Origin of the sequence: Streptomyces huiliensis (assembly GCF_020037025.1) — a bacterium.
Taxonomy (GTDB): Bacteria; Actinomycetota; Actinomycetes; order Streptomycetales; family Streptomycetaceae; genus Streptomyces; species Streptomyces huiliensis.
Genome location: NZ_JAIQLH010000057.1, coordinates 48,889 through 71,350, shown reverse-complemented (window position 1 = coordinate 71,350; position 22,462 = coordinate 48,889). Strand labels below are relative to the sequence as shown.

The window sequence follows — 22,462 nt, the reverse complement described above, 5'->3', positions numbered from 1 at the left end:
GGCTCTGAGCCCGTCGCCGCCCGGCGGAACCCACCGCAACGAAGAAGTCGGAGAACGATCCGTTGAAGACGGAGAAGAGCGAGCAGACCCGTGCCCTGATCCTGGAGACGGCGATGAGGCTCTTCCGGGAGCGGGGCTACGAGAAGACCACGATGCGGGCCATCGCCGCCGAGGCCGGGGTCGCCGCGAGCAACGCGTACTACTACTTCGCGGGCAAGGAGCACCTGATCCAGGGCTTCTACGACCGGGTCGCCGCCGAACACCAGACGGCCGCCCGGGAGGTGCTCGCCCGGGAGACGGACCTGGAGGCCCGGATCGCGGGCGTACAGCGCGCATGGCTGGACGTCGCCGAGCCGTACCACGAGTTCGCCGTGCAGTTCTTCCGGAACGCCGCCGACCCCGACAGCCCGCTCAGCCCGTTCTCACCCGAGTCCGCACCCGCCCGCGAGGCGGTCGTCTCCCTGTACCGCGAGGTCCTCGCGGGCTCGAAAACCAAGATCCCGGCCGAACTCGCGGACGCCGTCCCGGAACTGCTGTGGCTCTCCCAGATGGGACTCGTCCTGCACTGGATCCACGACCGTTCCCCCAACCGCGAACGCAGCCGCCGCCTGGCGACCCGCGGCGCCCGCCTGACCGCCCGCGGCATCTCCCTCGCCCGCTTCCGCATCCTCCGCCCACTGGTCAAAGAGGTCCACGACCTCTTCACGGACTTCCTGCCGGGCGCGGCCCGCGGCTAGGGCGTGTCCGGTGGGTCGGTCGCCCTGCTGCTCGTCGGAGGTGGTCCTGAAATCCACGGCTTACGGTGGTTCGCGTCCAGGAGTGGGGTCTGCCAAAGCCCTGCCCGGCGCGAAACTTGTCGTGATCATGGCCGAATTGTCGGCTACCCTGCGAGTCTCTTTGATGACAGTTTGTGTGCGGCAGTTGAGCTCCTGCCTCGACTGCCAGACCACACAGCGGGCCTCGCCCGCCGACACAAGGAGAACGCGTGGCGCTACTGGAGAAGCAGCCCAACAACACAGCCATCGATGCGCAGTTGCGCAAGTTTTCGATCGACCCGGATCGCATCGCGAGCTTGCCCGTCATCTCGCCTACAAGCATCGATCCCCAGCTCTGGCCCGTGTTTGACAGTAGCGTTTTGCAGTACGGGGTGATCGGGCGGCACAAGGTGATGAGGTACGACTTCGGGGCGCCAGTCGCCCTCTGCCCGGCGGTCGTGAACAGGACACCGGATCCGATCAATCGCACCCTCATCGCCGAGGAGGAAATCGGAACGACCACGTCGTACTCGATCTCCTCGACGGTTGAAGCCGGATTCTTCGACGTGGTCAAGCTCTCGGTCACCACCGCGTTCGGCCAGACCTGGAGCCACTCGAAGAAGTACACCGACAGACTGGACGTCACCATCCGTCCGGGCCACATGATGTGGCTTGAAGTGCAGCCCGTCATGCGCATCCTCGAAGGCGACTTCGTCCACTTCGTGCGGGAAAAGTTCTGGCCGAGTACCACGTGGAAGACGAAGGTTGCTGCCCGCTTCAGTGGAACGGTCACAGCGCCGGGGGTCGAGGGAAGCCTCAAGGACGTCATCACGGTCAGGGACGTTCCGGTAAGCGCTGGCCTGGCCGAGGGCTTCCGCGCAGTCGCTGAGGAGGGTTCGCTCCCTGGCGCTTCACTGAGCCGCGAGACGACCGTCGTGCCTGGCTTCCTGGCAACTGCCCTGCTGGGTGATTCTGCCGAGAGCGAGGACGTGACCGATCAGGTCAAGCCCGCATAGCTATATGCTGCTACGCCATGTCCGGCGACTCATGAGCGGAGCCAGAGCCGGATCGCTGCGGCGGTGACCGTTCCCTGGAAGACGTAGGCGCGCTTGTCGAACCGCGTCGCTACAGCGCGGAAGCCCTTGAGGGCGTTCACGGCGCGTTCGACTTCATTCCTGCGTGTGTACCGGTCCCGGTTGAAGCCGGTGGGTCTGCCGCCTGCGCTGCCACGGCTCGGCGGTGGGCCTGCTGGTCTCTGCGTTCGGGGATCGTGTGCCGGATCTGCCGCCGCCGCAGGTAACGCCGGTTCCGGCGGGAGCTGTACGCCTTGTCCCCGCACACGTGGTCCGGGCGCTTCCGCGGGTGGCCACCGGCAAGTCGTGGAACGCGGATGCGGTCCAGGACCGGGATCAGCTGGGGAGCATCGCCCCACTGCCCCGGCGTGATCAGGACAGCCAGCGGCCGGCAGCCTCCATCACTCGCCAGGTGGATCTTCGTCGTGAGTCCGCCACGTGAACGGCCGATCGCTTCATCCTCCCGATGCCAGGCAGGAGGACGGCGCCGACCCGGAATCCGTGCCGGCCAGTGCCGGGCCCCAGCGGCGTGCTGGTGAACACGGCATACCGTGGAGTCCACGCTCACCACACTCCAGTCGATCCGGCCCTCCGCGTCAGCGTCGGCCTGGACGGCCCTCAGAACCTTCTCCCACGTACCGTCCGCTGACCACCTGCGATGCCTGTCATGGCAGGTCTTCCACTTCCCGAACCGCGAGGGAAGATCACGCCACGGGATCCCCGTCCGCTGCCGGAAGAGAATCCCGTTGATGACCATGCGGTGGCTCTTCCAGCGCCCGCCCCGTCCCACGTTCTTCGGGAGGTGCGGCTCCAGCCGATCCCACTCGCCGTCCGAAAGATCACCCCGCCCCACATCCAGCGAAACGAGACACCAGTGTGACGGTCATGCGACCCACCGGACAGCCCCTAGAAGTAGGAGCCGCCGCCGAAGCCGCCGAAGCCACCGTAGCCGGGGACGGTGCCGGGGTAGGCCTGGTGGAACTGGCCACCCGAGCCGGTGTGGACGACAAGGCCGCCGGGGCTGGGGGAGGCTTCCGGTGTGGTGCCGGTGAGGAGGTCGAGGGCCATTCCGATGATGCCGCGCTCCTCCGCATCCTCATCCCCGTTGTTCTGAGAGAGGATCTTATCCTTGACGAGCTTGATCTCTTCCGCGGTCGCGCCGACCTTCTTCCTAAGTGCCTCGATTAGATCCTCGTGCTCCCTCACGGTGGTCCTGGTCTCGTGCCCCCGTGTGCTGACACTGCTTGTGGCGCTTGCGGGGGCTGCGATTGTGAGGACTGCGGCGGTTGCGGTGACGGCGAGGATCGCCCGTGTGGTGTGGCGGTTCATGCCTGCATTAACGATCTTATGATGAAAAGGACACCGCGATCACTGGGGCGGCCCGGCAGCCCATCAAGGAGACAGGCGCTAGTTCCAGGCGACGACTTCCACGGAAGCGGGTCGGGGGAACGGCATCGTCTCCCATCCCAGCGGCCAGCCCGGATCGCGTCGCTCCGAAGCCTCGACCTCAAGGCGCCGGGGAACACGCCACGTCCACCATTGAGCACCTTCCTCGGGGCGGCCAGGCCATGGAACAGTGGCGCGGCGATAGCGCTCGTCGATGCAGTCGAGTTCGGGTTGCCTGAGCGCGCGAACGCGTGAGGGGAGCAGTGGCCAGACCCCCGCGAGCGTGTCCCGGCACCAGAGGTCGTGGCTGAGCTCAGGCGCGCACCAGGAGTAGCCCTCTTCCACGTCGTCCACCAAAGCGCTCCACTGTGCGAGAAGGGAGTTGAGGGAGTGGGCTCCGGTGCCGGTGACGCCGGCGACGGCTGCACCGACGGCGTCGTACTCTTCAGCGCTCCATACGATGTCGTCCGTGTGGCGGCCCGCTCGATCCATGCGGCGACTCCTGCTGAACTGCTTGATGGAGTGGAATGGCTGGAATAGCGAGGGTGCACCGCCCCCGTCGTCCGAACTGATTGTCGCGCTCAGAGCCAGCAAGGCGGCGGCGTGGCGTTGGCGTGGCGTCGGCGCTGAAACCGGGCGACGGTCGCGTCGGGCCTTCGGCGCGCGGAGGTGCGTCAAGAGGCTTCCGCGCTCCTCAGAGCCCTGGTCGCTTCGGTGATGCGCCGGCGCAGCGAGTCGGCGATCTGTTCGTACTTCAGCACTGGCATGTCCACAACTCCGTTCCTCTGGACAGGTTGAGCGGTCACGAGACAGCATGCCGCCTATGACGCAGACGCCCGCGGTCGCCCCGGAGATCATCGCGTTCTACAGCGAGGGCTACGACGAGGCGACGCGGTTGACGTCGTCCGCCGACGGCGTGCTGGAGCTGGTCCGGACGCAGGAGCTGCTGCGCCGGCACCTTCCGCCGGCGCCCGCGCGCGTGCTCGATGTGGGTGGTGGGCCCGGCGTCCACGCCCGGTGGCTGGCCGACGACGGGTACGACGTGCGGCTCGTCGACCCCGTGCCGCGGCACGTCGAGGCCGCGCGGCGGGCGGGCTGCCGGGCCGAAATCGGAGACGCCCGGAGACTCACGGCGGACGATCACTCCCAGGACGTCGTGCTGCTTCTCGGGCCCCTCTACCACCTGCTCGAACAGGACGACCGGCTTCAGGCGTTGGCGGAAGCGCGTCGCGTCCTCAAGCCCGGTGGTCTGCTCGCCGCCGCGGCGATCAGCCGTTACGCGTCCCTGTTCGAGCACACGGCGACCACCTGGCTCGATCGCGCGCCGGTACGCGACGCGGTCGCGGACATCCTGGCCACCGGACGCCACGAGCCGGGGCGGAAGGGGTTCACGGCCGCGTACTTCCACACCGCGCACGGGCTCGCGGAGGAGGTGGAGCGCGCCGGGTTCCGAGAGGTGGACGTCTGTGGTGTCGAGGGACCGACGTGGGGGCTGTTGAGGGCTGTTGAGCAGCACACGGCGGAAGGGATCGCCGATTCGCCCATGTTTCGGGCGGCGCTGGCGGCGGCTCGCCTGGCGGATTCGCACCCCGAACTGATCGCGGCCGGATCACATTTGCTGGCCGTCGCGCGATCGTGAGGCTGTGACGTCGTGAGTCCGCGACGGCCCGGGAGAGGGGTAGGCGTTCCCTCCACCGATGCCTCGGGCGCGCCGACGGTCAGGCGCCCCGGTCGGCGGTGCGGCCGTGTTCCGTGCCGGCCAGGGCGCGGTGGACGAGCGGGCGGGCGGCCTTCGACTGGAGGGCGCGCATCGCCAGCGCGTTGGCCCGGATGCCCAGCGCGGACTTGGGGGCCATGGACGCGACCCGGCCGGGCGGGAGTTGACGGGCCGAGGTGGCCCGGGGCCGCATCGTCCGTTCGAAGGCGGCCAGAGCGGAGGGAACCCCGGCGGTGTCGGCGGGTGCGCCGACGGCCCGGAGCGCGGCCGCGAGTTCGGCGGCGCCGCGCAGGGCGAGGGCGGTGCCGAGGCCGCTGAGCGGGCTCGCGCACCAGGCGCTGTCGCCGAGCAGGACGGTCCGGCCGGCGTGCCAGCGCGGCACGTGCACCTGGTCGAAGGTGTCCAGGGCGAAGTCGTCGGCCTGCCGGGCAGCGTCGAGGAACTCGGCGGTGCGCCAGCCGACATCGGCGAACGTCCGTTCCAGCAGGGCGAACCGGGCCTCGCGGTCGCGGCGCGGGGGCAGGGTGTCGGCGGCGAAGGTCAGGCCGATCTCCTGCTCCCCGGCGTGGCCGGGGCGAGCCGAGACGCCGCGCCGGCCGGGCGCGTTGTGGATCAGGAACCAGCCGTCCAGCGGCGGCGTCCCGGCCCGTTCGGTGAGGGTGAACCAGGCGTGCGCCAGGCCGAGGGGCCTGCGGTAGCGCGCTTTCGGCCCGAACCGCAGCGCGCGGACCCGCGAGTGCGCGCCGTCGGCGCCGACCACCAGGTCGAACTCCTCCTCCATGCCGCCGCGGAAGCGGGCGAGCACGCCCGTGCCGGTGTCCTCCAGCGCGTCCACGGTCTCGCCGAACCGGTGTGTCACGCCCGGCCCGGCCGCCTCGTGGAGGATCCGGGCGAGGTCGGTGCGCGACAGCTCCTCGCGGGAGACGTACCCGCGGCCGTCGAACGCCTCGACCGGCATCTCGGCGAGGCGCCGCCCCCGCGCGTCGATCCAGGCCGCGCCGCGCTGCGGGATCAGGCGGTCCAGGGCCTGCCGTAGGAGGCCGGCGCGCTCCAGCACCTCCCGGCTGTCGCCGCGCAGGTCGACGGTCTGGCCGCCGGTGCGCAGGGCCGGCGCGATCTCCGCGACGGTGACCGTCCAGCCGTCCCGTTCCATGAGCAACGCGAGGGTGTCACCCGCGATTCCGCCGCCGACGACGAGTGCGTGAGCCACGAGGGCCTCCGGTTCCGATTGGGTCCGCGAGGCGTCTCGATATCTCGTCAGCTGTCCCTGACGGCGCCCCTGATGCGAAGGATTCGCGTTTAACGTAGACCCGTCCGACGTACTAATGCAAGAGTTTCGCGATAGGGTGGTGGTGTGACGCAAGCATCAGGGACAGCCCGGCCCGGAGGCCGCACCGCCCGCACCCGCGAAGCCGTGCGGGCGGCCACCCGCGAGCTGCTGGCCGAATCCGCCGACGGCACCGTCGAGATCGCGGAGGTGGCGGCCCGCTCGGGCGTCCACGTCGCCACCGTCTACCGGCGCTGGCGCACCGCCGACGGCCTGATCATCGACGCGGTCGTGGACGAGCTGGACAGTCGCTCGCCGCTCCCCGCCACCGGCGACCTGCGGGCCGACCTGCGGACCTGGGTCACCAACCTGCTCACCGACCTGACCCGCCCCGGCCACCTGGCCTTCTTCCGGGCCCTCCTCCGGGCCGGCGACGAGGGGCAGGACGCACTCGGCTTCGCCGAACCCCGCATCCGCCAGATCCAGGCCACCCTGGACGCCGCCGGTGCCACCGTGCTGACCTGGACGGACATCTTCGAGCTGATCCTGGCCCCGGCCTACGTACGCGCGCTGCTGTCCATGCCGATGGACCCGGCGACGGACGCCGTACGGCTGGTCGACAACGTCCTCGCCATCCGGTCGGCGCGCGAGCGAGCGGCGCCGGAGTGATCCGACGGCGGGGGCGCCCCGCCACTCCCGCCGGCTGATCCGGCCGTCCGTGCCTCCGCCTCCCGGCCGCTGCCGAGCGGATCGACGAGGCTGCCGAGAGGCGGGAGCCCGAGCCACTCGGTGGCAGTGCCGGAAGGCTGAGTCCCCAGCCAGGCACGCTTCCTCCCCGTGGCGGACGCGGGTCCTTCCCGGGGCCGATTCCTCGGGCCGCGCGGCCCGCGATCGTCGGTGGTGTGCCAACGCCCGCCGAACGACCGGAGGATCCGCATGCCGCGCCGGCTCCGCGCCGCCTGGAAAGCAGTCCACGACCCCGTCGCCGGGGTGCCGCGCTGGGCGCGTGTCGCCGCCTACGCCGTGCCCCTCGTCGTCCTGCCGTCGAGCCTGTGGCGGGTCGGCGGGGCCTTCCTGGGCGGGGGTGCCGAGCACGGGCGGGGTGACCTGCCCGCGTGGCTGCCGTCCGAGGCGTACGTCCTCTTCCTGTCGCTCCTCTCCGAGGCGCTGGCCATCACCGCTGTGGGGCTGGTCGCCGCCTGGGGCGAGGTCTTCCCGCGCTGGGTCCCCGTCCTGCGCGGACGCCGCGTACCGACGGCCGCCGCCGTCGTACCCGGCGCCGTGGGCGCCGTACTGCTCACACTCCTCTGGACGGTCCTCCTGATCGTCACCGAACTCACCGGCACCACCGTGCGCGGCGACCCGCTGCCCGACGACTATCCGGGGAGGCAAGGAGGTTGGGCCGCCGCCGTCTACTACGCCTGCTACGCGCCGCTGGTCCTGTGGGGCCCGCTGCTGGGCCTCGTCACGGTGGCGTACTGGCGCCGCAGGGCGGCCGGTGTGGTGGAAGCGGTGGGAACGGCCGGTGTGGAGGGGCGTTGCTGACGGCCCGGGCGGCCCGCGATTCCTGACGGCGCCCCGCCTGCGGTGGGCTACCAGAGGCCACCGGTGAGGGGGTCGAGGCGGAAGTGCTGATTCGCGCTGCCGGTGTCGTCGGCTTGCTTGATCAGGGCGTCATTGGCGGTGTTGCCGGGCCCGCCGGCGACTTCGAGGATCTTGCCGCTGTGCTTGGCCACGATCTTGTAGTAGCCGTCGCCGACGGGCTCGAAGCGGAAGCGTTGCTGGTCGACGTCGGACCAGTCCCACTGGTCGACCGTCGCCCCGCTCTCCTTGCTCGCGCCGCTGACGTCGAGGGCCTTGTCGCTGTGCTTGGCGATGATTTTGGCCTGGGCGGGGATGCTCACGGCACCGCCCCTGGGGAAAGCCCCGTCGAGGACCTTCCCGCTCGGGCCGGACACGACACCGATGCGTCGCCTCGGTCGACCCACACGCGTAAGAGACCGCTGATGAACCTCCACCCCAAGACGCCGCTGCCCGAACATCACCGAATCTGCCATGTCCCGGCTCTCAGCAACCAGTTGACTGCTGTGCGCAGGCGAGTTTGTCCACGGCGAACACAGGGCCAAACCGGAGCGCCGACAGAACGGCCGGAACGGCCAAGGGAGTCGCCGCATGAGCCGCACGGGGCCGCACGGGCCACTTGGGCCGGGTCATCTACGCCCGGCCGGCTACGCGCGCTCGCCGGTTCCGGCCCCCTGGGCGGGGCGTGCGGGGCGGGCGGGGCGGGACACGTAGTGCAGGCAGTGGAAACGGCCCGCCTCCTCCCGCCCGGCGGGGTCGTATCCCGCGGACCGCGCCGCGGCGACAGCGTACCGGCGTTCTCGCCCGTCGGTGAAGCGCCGCTGCGGGTAGGTCCGGGACGCGTCGACGGTTGTGCGCAGCCCGTACGCGGCCAGCGTCTGACCGATCCGGGCGTAGGAGACCGTACGCAGGACGAAGGCGTTCGCCCATATGGGACGTCGCGTGCGGCACAGCAGCGCGGCGAACGTGCGGGCGGTGACGTAACTGCCCCCGCCCGTGAGGGTGATGAGGCCGACGGTGGCGAGCGCGTCGCCCAGCCGGGGGCCGGGCGGGCCCTGTTCAAGGTTGTCGGTGAAGGCTGCGTCCAGGAGCCCCACCTCCAGTGCGTAGCGCACCGCAGGTGCCGCGACGTCCAGGCCGAAGACCGGAACCGCGTCCGGGCGACGCCGTTCCGCGTAGAACTCCTTGTCCCAGGCGGCGAGCCGCGCCGTCGACATGGCCTCGCAGGCGGGCGAGGTGTACCGCTCGTACATCTCCGCCAGGGTCACGTCGTGATTGAGCAGTGCGGCGGTGATTCCGTACGAACTGCACAGGTCCAGCACCGCGGGCGTGCCGGGGATCCCGTCGTCGAGTGCGCACCGTTCGGCGGCGGCCTTCCGGAAGACCGGCTGGGCGTGATGGGGGATCTCGTACCGCAAGGGTGCCAGCCGCCTGAAGTACGCGCGGGGGTCCGGCCGGCCGTAGATGTCGTCGAACCGGGACTTGCCACTCGTCATGCCCTCGGAAGTGCTCGGCTCCGGCCTGGTCATGTGTACTCCATTCCACATTCGCATCCCGCATCCCGCATCCCGCATTTCGCGGGACACTTCCGCGAGTGTGCCGCCTAGTCGGCGCCGAACGTGAGGACGTCCCCGGGCTGGCAGTGGAGTTCGCGGCAGATCGCGCTCAGGGTGCTGAAGCGGATCGCCTTGGCGCGGTCGTTCTTGAGGATGGACAGGTTCGCGACCGTCACGCCGACGCGGCCGGCGAGTTCGGCGAGGGTCATGCCGCGGTCGGCCAGCAGCCGGTCCAGGTGGCAGTGGATCTCGTGCGGGTCCTCGGGGGGCATCAGACCAGCCCTTCCGTGTCTTCGCGGAGCCGCGTCCCCCGGCGGAACGCCGCGGCCGCGGCCGCGGTCAGCAAGGCTCCCAGTATCGCCGCGGTGCTCATCGCGTAGGGGGTGCGGACGGTCGGCTCGACCGGGGTGCCGTCGACCAGGAGGTGCGTCGTCAGGACGTCCAGGGCCGGGGGGACCGTGCCGATCAGGAGGAGTGCCCCGGCGATGACGAGCAGGTGCCGCGCGTTCCGCGGGGCGAAGAAGTCCGCCGCGTGAAAGGTGCGGGCCATGAGGAGGAGCTCGTAGAAGACCACGACCAGCAGGAGCGCGCCGGTCACGCCGGGCAGGGCGAGGAGCAGCCGGTCCCCGAAGTCCGGGTCGTGGAAGACGAGTTCGGCCCGGCCGGTCCCGCGCAACGTCACCGGCCCCGAGGCCGCCGCGTCGGACGCGGTCGCGGGCGCGGCGACGCTGACCGTGCGGGTGTCGGCGAGGGGCGGGAGCGGGCCGGTGACGCCGAGGAGCGGGAAAACCACCTTGAACAGGCCCACCAGCAGCACCCCCAGCCCCGCGGCCAGTTCCAGCACGTGGTTGTTGGCCCGCACCCACCACGGTGACGCCTCGGACATGACGATCCCCTCGCTCAAGCAACCCAAGCTCCATATCGCTATTCGATACTATCGATTAGCGATATGGAGCCGTCAAGTCGCGGACACAGGGGGGAGGTGCTGGGTCAGGTGGCTCTGCGCCCAGTCCGTGATGCCGCTCATCCGGGCGGCGGCCCTGGCCGGGTCGCCGGTGCGGGTGGGCTGGTCCACCTCGTGGTCGTGGCCCGTCAGGCCGGTCTCGTCCTCGACGACGCGGGCGATCCCGTAGGCCAGTTCCATCACCGACAGCGCCGCCGGCCCCGAGTGGCGGTACGGCACCTCGATGGTGGCGCTGTCCCCGTAGTAGTCGAGCTGCACGCGGCCCGGCGGCCCCGCGGTCTCCAGCATCAGGCTGTACGGGAACCGCTCGGTCCCGACCGGTCCGAACTCACGCGAGACCCGGTCCACGACGCGGTGCCACGCGGCCCACTGCTCGCCGGTGAGCCGGAGCCGTGGCAGGCCGATGTCGGGGTCCACATGACCGATGTCGGGGCCGACGTCACCGACGCCGGGATCGGCGTCGGAGCGGCCGGGCGTCAGGCCCTGCTCCGTCCGCTCGAGCTCGATGTCGTAGGTCATCGGGGGAACTTACGGAATTCTCAGCCCCGCGGCCACGGCATTCCCGGCCCTCAGCGGGCCCTTGCCGCCGCCGGTGGCCCCGGGACGATCAGCGGGCCGCCCGTCACCGGGTCCGGGACGACCACCGACTCCAGGCCGAAGACGTCGCGGACGAGCTCCGCCGTCACCACGTCCCCCGGACGCCCCTGCGCGACGACGCGGCCGTCCTTCATGGCGACCAGGTGATCGGCGTAGCGGGCGGCCTGGTTGAGGTCGTGGAGGACGGCGACGACGGTGCGGCCGCGGTCGGTGTTGAGGCGGCGGACGAGGTCGAGGACCTCGACCTGGTGGGCGATGTCGAGGTAGGTCGTCGGCTCGTCGAGGAGGAGCAGGTCGGTCTCCTGGGCCAGGGCCATGGCGATCCAGACGCGCTGCCGCTGCCCGCCGGAGAGCTCGTCGACCGGGCGGTCGGCGAGTGCCGCGACGTCCGTCCGCCGCATCGCCTCGGCGACCGCGTGCTCGTCCGCCTCCGACCACTGCTGCCACCACCGCTGGTGCGGCTGCCGGCCGCGCGCGACGAGGTCGGCGACCGTGATCGCCTCCGGTGCCACGGGCGTCTGCGGCAGCAGGCCCAGCCGGGTGGCGAGCCGGCGGGTGGGGACGCGGCTCAGCTCCTCGCCGTCGAGGAGGACCGCGCCCGACACCGGCTTCAACAGCCGTCCCAGCGCGCGCAGCAGCGTCGACTTGCCGCACGCGTTCGGGCCGATGACGACGGTCACCTCGCCGTCCGGCACATCGAGGTCGAGGCCCTCCACGACCGTCCGGTTCTCGTAGGCGAGGGTCAGGGAGCGGGCGCGCAGGCGTGCCGACGACGTCTCCCGTATCGCTGTCCGCTCCTGCGTCATGCCGACTTTCCTCCCGTACGGCCGCGGATGATCAGCCGGATGAGGTACGGCGCGCCGACCGCGGCCGTGAGGACACCCACCGGCAGCTGGGTGGGTTCGAAGAGCTTGCGGGCCAGCAGGTCCGCGAGGACGACGATCAGCGCGCCCGTGAGCGCGGAGCAGACGAGGGGGATCTGTGCCGTCCGGGTCGTCCTGCGGGCGATCTGCGGGGCGAGCAGCGCGACGAAGTCCACCGGGCCCGCCGCGCCCGTCGCCACGGAGGCGAGGACGACGCCGAGCAGGACGAGCCCCGCCCGCACCCGGTTCAGGCGGACGCCCAGCGCGGTGGCCGTGGCGTCGTCGAGCGCGACCGTGCGCTGTGCCCGCGCGGCCCAGCACAGCGGCACGGCGAGGACCAGCAGCGTCCACGCCACCGGCGCCGCCGCGTCCCAGCCGGCGCCGTTGAGCGAACCGGTCATCCAGACCTTCGCCTGCTGGGCGACCAGGTAGTCGCCCTTGGTCAGGAACAGCTGGGTGACCGCCCGCAGCGCGATGGCGAAGCCGATGCCGATGAGCACGAAGCGGCCCGCGTGCAGCCCGCCGCGCCACGCGAAGAGGTAGACGAGGGCGGCGGCGAGCAGCCCGCCCGCCGTCGAGACGTACGGGAGCGCCGCGTACGAGGTGACGCCGAACGTCATCGCGCCGACCGTCAGCGCCCCCGCGCCCTGCGACACCCCGATGATGTCCGGGCTGGCGAGCGGGTTGCGGGCCACGGTCTGGATCAGCGCCCCCGCGATGCCGAACGCGGCCCCGACCAGCAGGCCGACGGTCATGCGCGGCAGACGGAAGGTGCCGACGACCAGTTCGTCGGGGGAAGGCCGGCCGAGAAGGACGTCCAGGACCGCGCCCGGCGCGACGAAGGTGTCGCCGACGCACAGGTACGCCAGGCAGGCCACGGCCAGCGCCGCCGCCAGGCAGAGGGCGACGGCCGCACTGCGGCGGTGGAGGAGGAAGGAGGCCCGGCCGGGGCGGCGGGTGCGGAGGACCGTGTAACCGGTGGGGCGGAGGGGGGTGTGGTCGGTGGGGCGGAGGGGGACGGCTTGGTCCGTCCGCTGCTGCGCCGTCATGCCGCCACCTTCCTGCGCCGGGCGAGGCCCACGAGGAACGGGAGGCCGATGAGGGCCGTCATCACACCCGCAGGCACCTCGCTGTCCGCGTAGATCACCCGCCCGACGACGTCGGAGAGCAGCAGCACGACCGGCCCGAGCAGCGCCGCCATCGGCAGCAGCCGGCGGTGGTCGCCGCCCACGAGCGCCCGGGCGATGTGCGGCACGGCCAGACCGACGAACGCGATCGGCCCGGCGGCGGCGACGCCGACGCCGGTGAGGACGGTCGCGCCGGTGCCGGCGGCGATCCGGACGGCCGCGACGTTGCGGCCGAGACCGCGCGCCACGTCCTCGCCGAGCGCGAGCGCGTCGAGGCCGCGCGCGACGGACAGCACCAGCACAGCGCCCACCAGCAGGAACGGCCACATCTGGCCGACGATCGCGTGGTCCCGGCCGGCCAGCGAGCCGATCTGCCAGAACCGGAACTCCTCCAGCGCGGACGCCCGCGTGGTCAGCACGCCGGAGATCACCGAGACCAGCAGCGCGTTGATCGCCGCCCCGGCGAGCGCCAGCTTGACGGGGGACGCGCCCCCGCGCCCGCGCGAGGCGATCGCGTACACCGCGACGGACGCCACCGCCGCCCCCGCGAACGCGAACCACACCTGCCCCGTGAGGGTGTGCACCCCGGCGACGGCGATGGCGAGGACGACGCCGAGCGAGGCGCCCTGGCTCACGCCGAGGATGCCCGGGTCGGCGATCGGGTTGCGGGTGACGCCCTGCATGACCACCCCGGCCATGGCGAGGGCGGCGCCGGTCATCAGGCCGATGAGCGTGCGCGGCAGCCGCAGCGAGCGGACGACGCCGGCCGTGGTGTCGTCCCCGCCGTGCAGCAGCGCGTCGAGGACGCGGTCCGGCGGGATCGTCCGGCTGCCCACGGCCAGGCTGAGCACCACGGCCGCAAGCAGCGCCACGACGGCGGCGGCCGTCCAGCCGACGCGACGGCGGACGGTGACGGGCGGTGGCGGCGGGGCGGGGGAGCCGACCGGGTCGGGTGGGGCGGATATGGCTTCCACGGCGCGGTTCCGGCGGCTCTCTCGGTGGGGGACGGGTGGCAAACAGGGCGGACGGGCGACGGGCGGCGGCAGTGCGTGCACTTCGACGCACGCGAACGCACGCGAACGCACACGGACGCACGTCCACGACGCTCTGACCGAAAGGCCCGAGTTAGGGCAGGCTAAGTCTACGGCGGGGGCGGGGGCGCCGAGGAGGGGCATGCGGCCGGGGCGCGTACACGGGCGCGCGGGGGACTTCGTCCGGCCGCCCCCGCGGCCACCCCCCACCCACCTCATTGCGCACAATGAACCGCATGACCACGCAGCCCAGCGCCGCCGTGCCGGCCGCCCCCTTCACCGTCGGCTTCGACCTGGACATGACCCTGATCGACTCCCGGCCGGGGATCCGGACGACCTACGAGGCCCTGGCCGCCGAGACCGGGGTGTACATCGACGCCGAACTGGCGGTCGGCCGGCTCGGGCCGCCGCTGGTGTGGGAGCTGCGGGAGTGGTTCCCGGAGGCGGACGTGCCGGAGGTGGCCGACCGCTACCGCGCCCTGTACCGGGAGCTCGCCATCACCGCCTCCCTCGCGATGCCCGGCGCCCGGGAGGCCATCGCCGCCGTACGGGAACTCGGCGGCCGGTCGATCGTCGTCACCGCCAAGCACGGCGGGAACGCCCGGCTGCACCTCGACCACCTGGCCCTGGAACCGGACGCGCTGATCGGCGACCTGTGGGCCGAGCAGAAGGCGGTCGCACTGCGCGAGCACGCCGCCGGCGTCTACGTCGGCGACCACACCGGCGACGTCCGGGGCGCGCACGCGGCCGGCGCCCTGTCGGTCGCCGTCGCCACCGGCCCCTGCCCGGCCGGCGAACTGAGCGCCGCCGGCGCGGACGTCGTCCTCGACGGGCTCGCGGACTTCCCCGGCTGGCTCCGCGCCCACCGGGCGGCAGTGGAGGCGGGAACGGCGGGCGCGGCGGGAGCTGCGGGAGCGGGGGCTTCGGCCTGACCGCTCAGGCGCACCCGCCCAGGCGCACCCGCCCAGGCGCACCCGCCCAGGCGCACCCGCCCAGGCGCACCCGCCCAGGCGCACCCGCCCAGGCGCACCCGCCCAGGCGCACCCGCCCAGGCGCACCCGCCCAGGCGCACCCGCCCAGGACCACTTGCCCAGGCCCACCCGCCCCAGGCGGCCGCCGCCCGAGGTCAGCGCGCCGCCGACGCCTCCCGTGCGCGCCGCCGTTGGTCGGCGGCGGTGCGCAGGACCCCGGCCGCGGCGATGACGAAGCCGACACCCATGAGCATGCACACGAAGTAGGCGGCCGACGGCAGTGGGTCGGCGCCGAGGAAGAGGGGGGCGACGGTGGCCATCGTGGCCACGGCGCCCACCAGGAAGACGATCGCGCCAGCGCGCACCAGCAGATCCCCGGCCCGGGGCGTTTCGTTGCTCACCCGAGCAGGGTAGTTGCCTTGTGGCGGGCGCGGGCCCGCGGCTGCCCGTCAGGGCCGTGACCAGGAACGGTGCGGAAGGACCGCCCGGCGGCGGGGCGGGAGCGGAGAGCATCGGAGGCGCGCCGGACGCGCAGAGGTACGACCTGAGGACGTCTTGTCACCGGGCCCGGGACCATTAGCCTTGGTTACGGCGGGTCCAGCGGCCCGCTGCCGTGCTATCCGGCGCCGTTTTCACTTGCTTTCCTATGTTTCGATAACTTCCCACATTTACCGACCGTTTCCGATACATTCCGACCGTTTCCGATTTCCGACGAGTACGAGGACGAGGACAGACGTGCCTACCGGCAAGGTCAAGTGGTTCAACAGCGAGAAGGGCTTCGGCTTTCTCTCCCGTGACGACGGCGGAGACGTCTTCGTGCACTCCTCGGTGCTTCCGGACGGGGTCGACGCCCTCAAGCCAGGCCAGCGTGTGGAGTTCGGCGTCGTCGCCGGGCAGCGCGGTGACCAGGCCCTCACCGTGACGCTCCTGGAACCGACCCCGTCCGTGGCGGCGGCGCAGCGCCGTAAGCCGGACGAGCTGGCCTCGATCGTGCAGGACCTGACCACGCTCCTGGAGAACGTCACCCAGCAGCTGGAGCGGGGGCGTTACCCCGACAAGGCGTCGGGCTCCAAGATCGCCGGCATGCTGCGGGCGGTGGCCGACCAGCTCGACGTCTGACGCCGGTCGACGTCTGACGCCGGTCGACGTCTGACCAGGCCGGTCGACGGCCCTCCGGACGGGTCGAGGTCGCCCAAGACCCGTCCGGTGAACGCCGGATACTTCCGGGCGCGTTGGGGTACCGAATACCCCGAGCGGCTCAGACGAACGCGAGCGCGTCCGGTCCGATGGCCGGTACCAGCCCCTCCGCCGCCGCCCGGGTCAGCAGGCCGCGGACCGCCGCGTAGCCGCTCTCCCCGAGGCCGGCGGTGAACTCGTTGACGTACAGCCCGATGTGCTGGTCGGCGACGGCCGGGTCCATCTCCTGCGCGTGCTCCATGACGTACGGCCGGGACGCCTCCGGGTCGTCCCAGGCCATCCGCACGGACGTCCGGGCCGCCTCCGCCAGCCGCCGCAGCGTCTCCGCGCCCAGCGAGCGTTTGGCGATGATCGCGCCGAGCGGGATGGGCAGGCCGGTGGTGGCCTCCCAGTGCTCGCCCATGTCGGCGAGGCGGGTGAGCCCGTAGTTCGCGTACGTGAACCGGGCCTCGTGGATGACCAGACCGGCGTCCACCTTGCCGTCCCGCACCGCCGGCATGATCTCGTGGAACGGCAGGACGACGATCTCGCCCACGCCGCCCGGCACCTCGGCCGCCGCCCACAGGCGGAACAGCAGGTAGGCGGTCGAGCGCTCGCTCGGCACCGCGACCGTCCGGCCGGCCAGCTCCGCCGGGTCGGTGATCCCGCCGGCGGTCAGCACCAGTGGCCCGCAACCGCGCCCCAGCGCGCCGCCGCAGGGCAGCAGGGCGTACTCGTCCAGCACCCAGGGCAGCACCGCGTACGACACCTTGAGCACGTCCAGCTCGCCGCGCTCGGCCATGCCGTTGGTGACGTCGATGTCCGCGAACGTCACGTCCAGGGGCGGCGCGCCGGGGACCCGGCCGTGTGCCCAGGCGTCGAAGACGAACGTGTCGTTGGGGCAGGGGGAGTAGGCGATGCGGATCGGCTGGTCCATCAGGCTCGGTGACCTTCCTCGGCTGGTTCCCTGAGGGCTTCCACGGAGGTTTCCACGGCGGCTTCCGCGGCAGGGTGCACGGCCTCCCCGGCAGGGTGCACGGCCTCCGCAGCCGGAATCACGGCCTCCGCCAGCGCCGGCCCCACCGCCCGGAACGCCTCCGTCAGCGCGGCGAGGGCGTCCCCGATGCGCCAGGCGGCCCGGTCGCGCGGGCCGACCGCGTTGGAGACGGCCCGCAGTTCCAGCACCGGCACCCCGTGTGCCGCCGCGGCCTCGGCCACGCCGAAGCCCTCCATGGCCTCGGCCAGGGCGTCCGGGTGCGCGGCCGCCAGTTCGGCGGCGCGGGCCGCCGTGCCGGTCACGGTGGAGACGGTCAGTACGGCCCCGGGCTCGGCGCCCGTCGCCGCGCCGACCGCGCGGACCAGCGCGTCGTCCACCGGGTGCGCGTCGACGCCGAAGCCCAGCTCGGTGACGGGCAGGAAGCCGTCCGCCGTGGCCGCGCCCAGGTCGGCGGCGACGATCCGGCGCGCGACGACGAGCCCGCCGAGCGGCGCTCCGGGGGCGAAGCCGCCGCCGATGCCCGCCGAGACCGCCAGGTCGTACGGGGCGCCGGCGAGCGCCGCCGTCGTCAGGGCCGTGGCCGTGCCGGCCGCCGCCGCGGCGGGGCCCACCCCGGCCGCCAGCACGTCGTACGTCACGCCGGCCGCCGGTATCCGGTGCAGGACGGCGCCGCCGGGCAGCGCGAGCTCCTCGGGCTCCGCCGGACCGGCGGCGGCCGTCACGGACGAGCGCTCGGCGGCGACGGCGGTGACGACGAGGACGCGCATCGTCAGCTGTCGTTCTTCAGCGTGTAGTTCCAGATGCCGTACGGCTTGCCGTCGCCGAACATGACGATGCTGATCTTCGCCTCCTCGGCGCCCTGCAGGAAGGTGCGGGCGGGGAGGGTGCGGTACGTCTTCGTGGACCGGCCGGTCTGCTGGTTGTTGACGAAGACGGTCCAGCCCTTCTTGGCGACCTTGGGGTCGACGCCGAAGTGCAGGTTGTCGTCGATGGTCGCCTTGATGGTCTTGCCGTTCTCCTTCAGGCAGTCGCCGAAGTCATCCTCGTCGAGGCCGCCCTTGCCGTTGTAGCAGGCGGCCTCGGAGTGGACCTCGGACTTGCCGACGGTCAGGGTCGTCAGCGGAGTCGGCTTGTCGCAGGCGGAGAGGGCGACGACCCCGAAGGTCACGGCCCCGAGAGCGGCAGCGGCGCGGCGGCTTCTGCCCCGGAAAAACGCAGCGGTCATGCGGGCAGGCTATATGGCCACGTCAATCCCGTGACGCGCGGGTGCGGCGAGCCGCGTCACGCCGTCGCGAATGCCGTCGCGAACGCCCTCGCGAATCACGCGACCGAGTCACGCCACCCGCGGATGCGGCGTCCCCCGCCGGGCCGCCGTCAGCAGCCCCCGGACGGCCGTCGCCACGCCCAGCGCGAGGAACCCGGCGGCCACCGCCATGCCGAGCACTCCGTTGAGCGGCAGCAGGATGCCGATGCCGCCGCCGAGCACCCACGACATCTGGAGCAGCGTCTCGGACCGGGCGAACGCGGACGTCCGGACCTCCTCCGGGACGTCGCGCTGGATCAGCGAGTCCAGCGACTGCTTGCCCAGCGCCTGCGAGATGCCCGCGACCGCCGCGACGAGGACGATGAAGAACGCGTTGGTGAGCACCGCCGCGACGACCGTCGAGGCCAGCGCCGCGGTGAGGACGACGGCGATCGTCTTCTCCGGGCCGCGGGAGCGCAGCAGCGCGCCGATCGCGGTGCCCAGGGCGTTCCCGCCGCCGGCCGCCACCGCGACCATGCCCAGCGAGAACGCCGGGCTCAGGCCGCTCAGCGGGTGGACGCGGAGCAGGAACGCCAGGAAGAAGGTGAGGAATCCGGACAGCATGCGGAGCGCGCTGTTCGCCTGGAGGGCGTGCAGCACCGAGCGGCCGACGGTACGGAGCCCCGGCTTGGGCCGGCGGTCCCGGACCGCCCGTCGCTCCCGCCACGCCCGCCACACGCCGGGGTCGCCGCGCCGGCCCGGGGCGGGCCGGGGGCGCCGGCTGCGCTGCGGGAGGTGGGGACGGTGGTGCCGGTGTTCGTTCGACGCCAGGCGGGCGCGGGCCTCGCCCTTCGCCGAGTCGACCGCGTGCGGCAGCGACAGCGACAGGTAGGCGCCGAGCAGGAACACGACGCACGCGCCGTACAGCGGCCAGGCCGGCCCCAGCTGGTGCAGCCCCGCTCCGAGCGGGGCCGCCAGTCCTGTGGCCAGCAGCCCCCCGAGTGTCACCCGGGAATTCGCCTTCACCAGCGAGATCCGCGGTGGCAGCAGCCGTGGCACGACGGCCGACCGCACCACCCCGTACGCCTTGGACGCCACCAGGACGCCGAGGGCCGCCGGATAGAGCTCCAGGCCGCCGGTGGCGACCGCGCCGGTCATGGTCAGCGCCAGGACCACCCGGGTGATCATCGCCGCGGCCATCGCGGCCCGGCGCCCGTGCGGGAGCCGGTCCAGCAGCGGCCCGATCACCGGGGCCAGCAGGGTGAACGGGGCCATGGTGATCGCCAGGTACAGCGCCACCCGGCCGCGGGCCTGGTCGGTGGGGACGGAGAAGAAGACGGTGGAGGCCAGCGCGATGGTGATGAGCATGTCGCCCGCGGAGTGCACCGCGTGCAGCTCGATCAGCTTGGCCAGGCCCGACTCGCCCGCCCCGTGCGCGTTCGTCGCCTTGCGGATGCCGCGGGCGGCGAACGTGACGGGCGCGCGCAGGGCACGCCCGACGCTCCGGCCGCCCCGGCGGAGCGGACCGCCATGTGCTGACCGGATGACACCCACCACGTCATCTTGCCCCACCAGGAGCGGAGTACGGCACTCCCGGCACGGTCGCTTTCGGCGGACGCGCGCGCCCGGCCCGGCGGCGACCGCGCACCACGCTCCCGGCGGCGACCGCGCACCGCGCTCCCGGGGGCGACCGCGCACCGCGCTCCCGGGGGCGACCGCGCACCGCGCTCCCGGGGGCGACCGCGCACCGCGCTCCCGGGGGCGTACCGGAGCGACCCGGGGAGCTCACCGAAACCCGGGTACCGCCCGGGTGGTCACCCGGGGTAGCGTGCCCCACGCGCCACCAGCGGTCGTTCTTGGCCGCGCGCCGAGTCTCGATCCCGCAGAATGGACATGACCAGGTGCGCCCGAGGCCGTTCGGGCGCGGACGTCGACGCGGTCCTCCGGTCCGCTCCGTCCGCCGACCCGGCCGCTCGGCTGGCGCACTCGTGAGACGGCGTGGAAGAGAGAATCGATTCTTGTGAGTGCTGCGATGCGAAGCCGTACCCCGGACCGCCTGTGCGCCGAGGCGGTCGAACTGGCCCGTACGGCGGCCGAGGAGGCCGCGCACCCCGGGCAGGTCGGTGACCACGTCGAGGTCTCCGCCGACGGGGACCGCGTCGTCACGCACTACTTCCGCTGCCTCGACCCCGGCTACCGCGGCTGGCGCTGGGCCGTCACCGTCGCCCGCGCCTCCCGCGCCAAGAACGTCACGCTCGACGAGACGGTCCTGCTGCCCGGCCCCGACGCCCTCATGGCCCCCGAATGGGTGCCCTGGAGCGAGCGGCTGCGCCCCGGCGACCTCGGCCCCGGCGACCTGCTCCCCACCGAGGCCGACGACCTGCGGCTGGAGCCCGGCTGGACGGGCGCCGAGGAGCCGCCGCCGAACTCCGTCCGCTCCCCGGAGGTCCTCTCCCACGAGCTGACCGACCTCGCCGACGCGGAGGACGCCGAGGTGGCGGCCGGCTCGCCCGCCGCCCAGCCGAGCGCCCCCGCGCGCGGCTCCCTCACCTCGCTCGCCGAAGAGCTCGGCATGCGCCGCGCCCGCGTGCTGTCCCGCTACGGCCTGCACATCGCCGCCGACCGCTGGGACGAGTCCCACGGCGCCAAGACCCCGATGGCCCAGGCCGCCCCCGCCTCCTGCGTGAGCTGCGGCTTCCTCGTCCCCATCGGCGGCTCCCTCGGCCAGGCCTTCGGCGTCTGCGGCAACGAGTTCGGCGCCGCCGACGGCCACGTCGTCTCCCTCTCCTACGGCTGCGGCGGCCACTCCGAAGCGGCCGTCATGCCCAAGCCGCCGCGCCCGGCGGCCCCCGTCATCGACGAGACCGTCGTCGACCTGCTGCCCATGGACGACGCGACGGCGGGCGACGAGGACCTCGGCCACGCTTAGCCCCGCTCGGGCGGGGCGGGGACGCGGACGGCGGGAACCGAGGACCGCCCGGCCGGTCACCCGTCCGGGGTGTCCGGGGCGTCCGTCCTGCCGGACGTGCCGCCGGCCAGGGCCCGGCGGCCCGGCGGAGGTTGCGAGGCGCGCGCGGCAGCCTGCGGGTCAGTGGGGGTTCAGCGGGGTGATCCCGGTCTCCGCGTACAGGTCGGGCTGCAGGGACAGGACGGTGACGGGCTCTCCCGCCGTGACGGCCTGCCAGGCGATGGCGGCGGTGTGAGCCACCGGCCAGTCCGCGCCTGGCCAGCGCAGGGCGTCCACGGAGTGAGCCTCCGTGAACGGGACGGACTCCGTGAAGCGCAGGGAAGCGGCGTGCTTGCCGGCGCCCGCGACCCGTCGCTCGGCGGCGACGACGGCCAGCGACGGGACGAGGATGCGGCCGGTGCCGCGGGACGTCTCGATGTACAGGCCGGTGAAGAACGGGTCGGCCCGGTACAGGGCGGCCAGGGCCGTGTGGTCCAGTACGGCGGTGAGGTTCACGCGGCGGCCGTCCCCTGGTGGGCACGGATGGCGGCCCAGGCGTCCCGGCCGGCTCGGCGCACCGTGTCGGTGTACTCGACGCCGAGCTCGTGAGCGGCCTCCACGGCGCGCTGCTCCCGCTCCGCCTCCGTGAGCTCGCGCGCCGCGAGTTCCGCCAGCAGCTCGGTGATGGTGGTTCCGCGCTCGGCCGCCAGGACCCGCAACCGGTCGCGGACCTCTTCGGTGGTCTTGATGCTCGTTGGGTTGCCCATACCGCGATTCTACCGCCGGTAGAGTCGCGGTGTCCGGCTTTCGGAAGAGGCCGGCGGGCAGCCGGGCCGCGTTCCGCCCGGCCGTCACCCTTCCGGGTGCGGGCCGGTCACTTCGGACGCGGGCCGGCGGCCGTCAGTGTCCGCGCCGGTGCCGGTGGATCTTCCGGTGCTCGTCGTAGGTCCCGTGGCTCACGTACCGCCCGTGGCGGCCGCATTCACCGGCGAATATGTACCGTCCTTTGCGCTGCAGCGGACCGAAGATCTCCGTGCCGTCGGCGCACTTGGTCCACGCGCCGGACCGGCCGCTGGTCACCGTGCAGCGGTCGGCCCAGGAATCGGGGGCGGCCATCGCGCCCGTGCACCGCGCGGCGGCGGCGTGCGCGCTCGGCGCGAGCACCATGCCGCCCGCCAGCACGCTGAACCCGACGGCCATCGAAGCGAGCG

Annotated in this window: 28 protein-coding genes; 8 read left to right on the top strand and 20 right to left on the bottom strand. The window is 72.9% G+C overall.

Annotated elements, in window-relative coordinates; translation table 11 throughout:
- Positions 1–62: 62 nt before the first annotated feature.
- Together JNW98_RS12545 and JNW98_RS12540 are read left to right on the top strand one after the other, a co-directional pair.
- A complete protein-coding gene (locus JNW98_RS12545; RefSeq protein ID WP_263420689.1) occupies positions 63–737 on the top strand; it encodes a TetR/AcrR family transcriptional regulator in 675 nt (224 codons plus the stop codon).
- Between the two features lie 248 nt (positions 738–985).
- On the top strand, positions 986–1,771 hold the full coding sequence (locus JNW98_RS12540) for a hypothetical protein (RefSeq protein WP_223768243.1): 786 nt from the start codon (positions 986–988) through the stop codon (positions 1,769–1,771).
- 29 nt (positions 1,772–1,800) lie between these two features.
- Here JNW98_RS12540 and JNW98_RS12535 read toward each other — a convergent pair.
- The 3 genes from JNW98_RS12535 to JNW98_RS12525 form a co-directional block, all read right to left on the bottom strand.
- Positions 1,801–2,681, bottom strand: a protein-coding gene (locus tag JNW98_RS12535) for an IS5 family transposase (RefSeq protein WP_223768242.1) whose coding sequence is annotated in 2 segments (ribosomal slippage) — positions 1,801–1,988 and positions 1,988–2,681 — 882 coding nt in all. Because the reading frame shifts where the segments join, the coding sequence is not laid out codon by codon here.
- A gap of 53 nt (positions 2,682–2,734) precedes the next feature.
- On the bottom strand, positions 2,735–3,157 hold the full coding sequence (locus JNW98_RS12530; protein WP_223768241.1) for a hypothetical protein: 423 nt from the start codon (positions 3,155–3,157) through the stop codon (positions 2,735–2,737).
- A gap of 78 nt (positions 3,158–3,235) precedes the next feature.
- Positions 3,236–3,706, bottom strand: a complete 471-nt coding sequence (locus tag JNW98_RS12525; protein WP_223768240.1) for a hypothetical protein — start codon at positions 3,704–3,706, stop codon at positions 3,236–3,238.
- Positions 3,707–4,037: 331 nt separating this feature from the next.
- Here JNW98_RS12525 and JNW98_RS12520 point away from each other — a divergent pair, with 331 nt between their 5' ends.
- On the top strand, positions 4,038–4,853 hold the full coding sequence (locus JNW98_RS12520) for a class I SAM-dependent methyltransferase (protein ID WP_223768239.1): 816 nt from the start codon (positions 4,038–4,040) through the stop codon (positions 4,851–4,853).
- Between the two features lie 79 nt (positions 4,854–4,932).
- Here the strand turns inward: JNW98_RS12520 and JNW98_RS12515 are convergent, their stop codons facing one another.
- Positions 4,933–6,141 carry an FAD-dependent monooxygenase gene (locus JNW98_RS12515; RefSeq protein WP_223768238.1) on the bottom strand — a complete coding sequence of 403 codons (1,209 nt, stop codon included), beginning with the start codon at positions 6,139–6,141 and terminating at the stop codon, positions 4,933–4,935.
- Positions 6,142–6,285: 144 nt separating this feature from the next.
- Here JNW98_RS12515 and JNW98_RS36590 point away from each other — a divergent pair, with 144 nt between their 5' ends.
- Together JNW98_RS36590 and JNW98_RS12505 are read left to right on the top strand one after the other, a co-directional pair.
- Positions 6,286–6,867 carry a TetR-like C-terminal domain-containing protein gene (locus tag JNW98_RS36590; protein WP_223768237.1) on the top strand — a complete coding sequence of 194 codons (582 nt, stop codon included), beginning with the start codon at positions 6,286–6,288 and terminating at the stop codon, positions 6,865–6,867.
- 267 nt (positions 6,868–7,134) lie between these two features.
- The gene (locus JNW98_RS12505) at positions 7,135–7,743 is read left to right on the top strand and encodes a hypothetical protein (RefSeq protein ID WP_223768236.1); all 609 of its coding nucleotides are present in this window, start codon (positions 7,135–7,137) and stop codon (positions 7,741–7,743) included.
- 47 nt (positions 7,744–7,790) lie between these two features.
- Here JNW98_RS12505 and JNW98_RS12500 read toward each other — a convergent pair whose 3' ends face one another.
- The 8 genes from JNW98_RS12500 to JNW98_RS12465 all read right to left on the bottom strand — a co-directional run bounded on the left by JNW98_RS12500 (position 7,791) and on the right by JNW98_RS12465 (position 13,851).
- Positions 7,791–8,102: an RICIN domain-containing protein gene (locus tag JNW98_RS12500; RefSeq protein WP_223768235.1), complete on the bottom strand. Its 312-nt coding sequence runs from the start codon at positions 8,100–8,102 to the stop codon at positions 7,791–7,793.
- Between the two features lie 324 nt (positions 8,103–8,426).
- The gene (locus tag JNW98_RS12495; protein WP_223768234.1) at positions 8,427–9,308 is read right to left on the bottom strand and encodes a hypothetical protein; all 882 of its coding nucleotides are present in this window, start codon (positions 9,306–9,308) and stop codon (positions 8,427–8,429) included.
- Positions 9,309–9,382: 74 nt separating this feature from the next.
- Positions 9,383–9,607 carry a helix-turn-helix domain-containing protein gene (locus tag JNW98_RS12490; RefSeq protein ID WP_223768233.1) on the bottom strand — a complete coding sequence of 75 codons (225 nt, stop codon included), beginning with the start codon at positions 9,605–9,607 and terminating at the stop codon, positions 9,383–9,385.
- A complete protein-coding gene (locus JNW98_RS12485) occupies positions 9,607–10,239 on the bottom strand; it encodes a DUF2975 domain-containing protein (protein WP_223768232.1) in 633 nt (210 codons plus the stop codon). Before JNW98_RS12485 ends, JNW98_RS12490 begins: the two co-directional genes overlap by 1 nt.
- Positions 10,240–10,293: 54 nt before the next feature.
- Positions 10,294–10,818 carry a hypothetical protein gene (locus JNW98_RS12480; RefSeq protein WP_223768231.1) on the bottom strand — a complete coding sequence of 175 codons (525 nt, stop codon included), beginning with the start codon at positions 10,816–10,818 and terminating at the stop codon, positions 10,294–10,296.
- 50 nt (positions 10,819–10,868) lie between these two features.
- Entirely contained in the window at positions 10,869–11,702 is an 834-nt protein-coding gene (locus JNW98_RS12475) for an ABC transporter ATP-binding protein (RefSeq protein ID WP_223768230.1), read from the bottom strand.
- Entirely contained in the window at positions 11,699–12,808 is a 1,110-nt protein-coding gene (locus JNW98_RS12470; RefSeq protein WP_223768229.1) for a FecCD family ABC transporter permease, read from the bottom strand. Before JNW98_RS12470 ends, JNW98_RS12475 begins: the two co-directional genes overlap by 4 nt.
- Positions 12,805–13,851 carry a FecCD family ABC transporter permease gene (locus JNW98_RS12465; RefSeq protein ID WP_223768251.1) on the bottom strand — a complete coding sequence of 349 codons (1,047 nt, stop codon included), beginning with the start codon at positions 13,849–13,851 and terminating at the stop codon, positions 12,805–12,807. The genes JNW98_RS12470 and JNW98_RS12465 overlap by 4 nt, the downstream gene beginning before the upstream one ends.
- A 302-nt stretch (positions 13,852–14,153) precedes the next feature.
- Between JNW98_RS12465 and JNW98_RS12460 the strand changes: the two genes are divergently transcribed.
- Positions 14,154–14,849, top strand: a complete 696-nt coding sequence (locus tag JNW98_RS12460) for an HAD family hydrolase (protein ID WP_223768228.1) — start codon at positions 14,154–14,156, stop codon at positions 14,847–14,849.
- Between the two features lie 194 nt (positions 14,850–15,043).
- Here the strand turns inward: JNW98_RS12460 and JNW98_RS12455 are convergent, their stop codons facing one another.
- Positions 15,044–15,289, bottom strand: a complete 246-nt coding sequence (locus tag JNW98_RS12455) for a hypothetical protein (RefSeq protein WP_223768227.1) — start codon at positions 15,287–15,289, stop codon at positions 15,044–15,046.
- 334 nt (positions 15,290–15,623) lie between these two features.
- Between JNW98_RS12455 and JNW98_RS36585 the strand changes: the two genes are divergently transcribed.
- A complete protein-coding gene (locus JNW98_RS36585) occupies positions 15,624–16,007 on the top strand; it encodes a cold-shock protein (RefSeq protein ID WP_308015569.1) in 384 nt (127 codons plus the stop codon).
- Between the two features lie 139 nt (positions 16,008–16,146).
- Here the strand turns inward: JNW98_RS36585 and JNW98_RS12445 are convergent, their stop codons facing one another.
- The 4 genes from JNW98_RS12445 to JNW98_RS12430 all read right to left on the bottom strand — a co-directional run bounded on the left by JNW98_RS12445 (position 16,147) and on the right by JNW98_RS12430 (position 19,858).
- A complete protein-coding gene (locus JNW98_RS12445) occupies positions 16,147–17,001 on the bottom strand; it encodes a 1,4-dihydroxy-6-naphtoate synthase (protein WP_223768226.1) in 855 nt (284 codons plus the stop codon).
- Positions 17,001–17,828, bottom strand: coding sequence for a futalosine hydrolase (locus tag JNW98_RS12440; RefSeq protein WP_223768225.1), 828 nt, complete (start codon positions 17,826–17,828; stop codon positions 17,001–17,003). The genes JNW98_RS12445 and JNW98_RS12440 overlap by 1 nt, the downstream gene beginning before the upstream one ends.
- Before the next feature lie 2 nt (positions 17,829–17,830).
- Positions 17,831–18,286: a DUF2771 domain-containing protein gene (locus JNW98_RS12435; protein WP_223768224.1), complete on the bottom strand. Its 456-nt coding sequence runs from the start codon at positions 18,284–18,286 to the stop codon at positions 17,831–17,833.
- Positions 18,287–18,394: 108 nt separating this feature from the next.
- Positions 18,395–19,858 (bottom strand): MFS transporter, encoded by a 1,464-nt coding sequence (locus tag JNW98_RS12430; protein WP_223768223.1) that lies wholly within the window; start codon positions 19,856–19,858, stop codon positions 18,395–18,397.
- Between the two features lie 478 nt (positions 19,859–20,336).
- Between JNW98_RS12430 and JNW98_RS12425 the strand changes: the two genes are divergently transcribed.
- Positions 20,337–21,233: a DUF3027 domain-containing protein gene (locus JNW98_RS12425; protein WP_223768222.1), complete on the top strand. Its 897-nt coding sequence runs from the start codon at positions 20,337–20,339 to the stop codon at positions 21,231–21,233.
- A gap of 159 nt (positions 21,234–21,392) precedes the next feature.
- Here JNW98_RS12425 and JNW98_RS12420 read toward each other — a convergent pair whose 3' ends face one another.
- From JNW98_RS12420 to JNW98_RS12410, 3 genes are all read right to left on the bottom strand, one after another.
- Positions 21,393–21,767, bottom strand: a complete 375-nt coding sequence (locus tag JNW98_RS12420) for a PIN domain-containing protein (protein WP_223768221.1) — start codon at positions 21,765–21,767, stop codon at positions 21,393–21,395.
- Complete coding sequence (locus JNW98_RS12415) at positions 21,764–22,018, bottom strand: ribbon-helix-helix protein (RefSeq protein ID WP_223768220.1); 255 nt, start codon at positions 22,016–22,018, stop codon at positions 21,764–21,766. The genes JNW98_RS12420 and JNW98_RS12415 overlap by 4 nt, the downstream gene beginning before the upstream one ends.
- A gap of 133 nt (positions 22,019–22,151) precedes the next feature.
- Positions 22,152–22,451: a hypothetical protein gene (locus tag JNW98_RS12410; RefSeq protein ID WP_223768219.1), complete on the bottom strand. Its 300-nt coding sequence runs from the start codon at positions 22,449–22,451 to the stop codon at positions 22,152–22,154.
- Positions 22,452–22,462: the final 11 nt, after the last annotated feature.

What these genes read in the sequence shown, in the direction of transcription:
- JNW98_RS12525 (WP_223768240.1), bottom strand. Translation starts at nt 3,706, where the DNA reads ATGGATCGAGCGGGCCGCCACACGGACGACATCGTATGGAGCGCTGAA.
- JNW98_RS12520 (WP_223768239.1), top strand. Translation starts at nt 4,038, where the DNA reads ATGACGCAGACGCCCGCGGTCGCCCCGGAGATCATCGCGTTCTACAGC.
- JNW98_RS12440 (WP_223768225.1), bottom strand. Translation starts at nt 17,828, where the DNA reads ATGCGCGTCCTCGTCGTCACCGCCGTCGCCGCCGAGCGCTCGTCCGTG.
- JNW98_RS12445 (WP_223768226.1), bottom strand. Translation starts at nt 17,001, where the DNA reads ATGGACCAGCCGATCCGCATCGCCTACTCCCCCTGCCCCAACGACACG.
- JNW98_RS12460 (WP_223768228.1), top strand. Translation starts at nt 14,154, where the DNA reads ATGACCACGCAGCCCAGCGCCGCCGTGCCGGCCGCCCCCTTCACCGTC.
- JNW98_RS12490 (WP_223768233.1), bottom strand. Translation starts at nt 9,607, where the DNA reads ATGCCCCCCGAGGACCCGCACGAGATCCACTGCCACCTGGACCGGCTG.
- JNW98_RS12480 (WP_223768231.1), bottom strand. Translation starts at nt 10,818, where the DNA reads ATGACCTACGACATCGAGCTCGAGCGGACGGAGCAGGGCCTGACGCCC.
- JNW98_RS12505 (WP_223768236.1), top strand. Translation starts at nt 7,135, where the DNA reads ATGCCGCGCCGGCTCCGCGCCGCCTGGAAAGCAGTCCACGACCCCGTC.
- JNW98_RS12475 (WP_223768230.1), bottom strand. Translation starts at nt 11,702, where the DNA reads ATGACGCAGGAGCGGACAGCGATACGGGAGACGTCGTCGGCACGCCTG.
- JNW98_RS12415 (WP_223768220.1), bottom strand. Translation starts at nt 22,018, where the DNA reads ATGGGCAACCCAACGAGCATCAAGACCACCGAAGAGGTCCGCGACCGG.
- JNW98_RS12495 (WP_223768234.1), bottom strand. Translation starts at nt 9,308, where the DNA reads ATGACCAGGCCGGAGCCGAGCACTTCCGAGGGCATGACGAGTGGCAAG.
- JNW98_RS12530 (WP_223768241.1), bottom strand. Translation starts at nt 3,157, where the DNA reads ATGAACCGCCACACCACACGGGCGATCCTCGCCGTCACCGCAACCGCC.
- JNW98_RS12410 (WP_223768219.1), bottom strand. Translation starts at nt 22,451, where the DNA reads ATGGCCGTCGGGTTCAGCGTGCTGGCGGGCGGCATGGTGCTCGCGCCG.
- JNW98_RS12425 (WP_223768222.1), top strand. Translation starts at nt 20,337, where the DNA reads ATGCGAAGCCGTACCCCGGACCGCCTGTGCGCCGAGGCGGTCGAACTG.
- JNW98_RS12470 (WP_223768229.1), bottom strand. Translation starts at nt 12,808, where the DNA reads ATGACGGCGCAGCAGCGGACGGACCAAGCCGTCCCCCTCCGCCCCACC.
- JNW98_RS12435 (WP_223768224.1), bottom strand. Translation starts at nt 18,286, where the DNA reads ATGACCGCTGCGTTTTTCCGGGGCAGAAGCCGCCGCGCCGCTGCCGCT.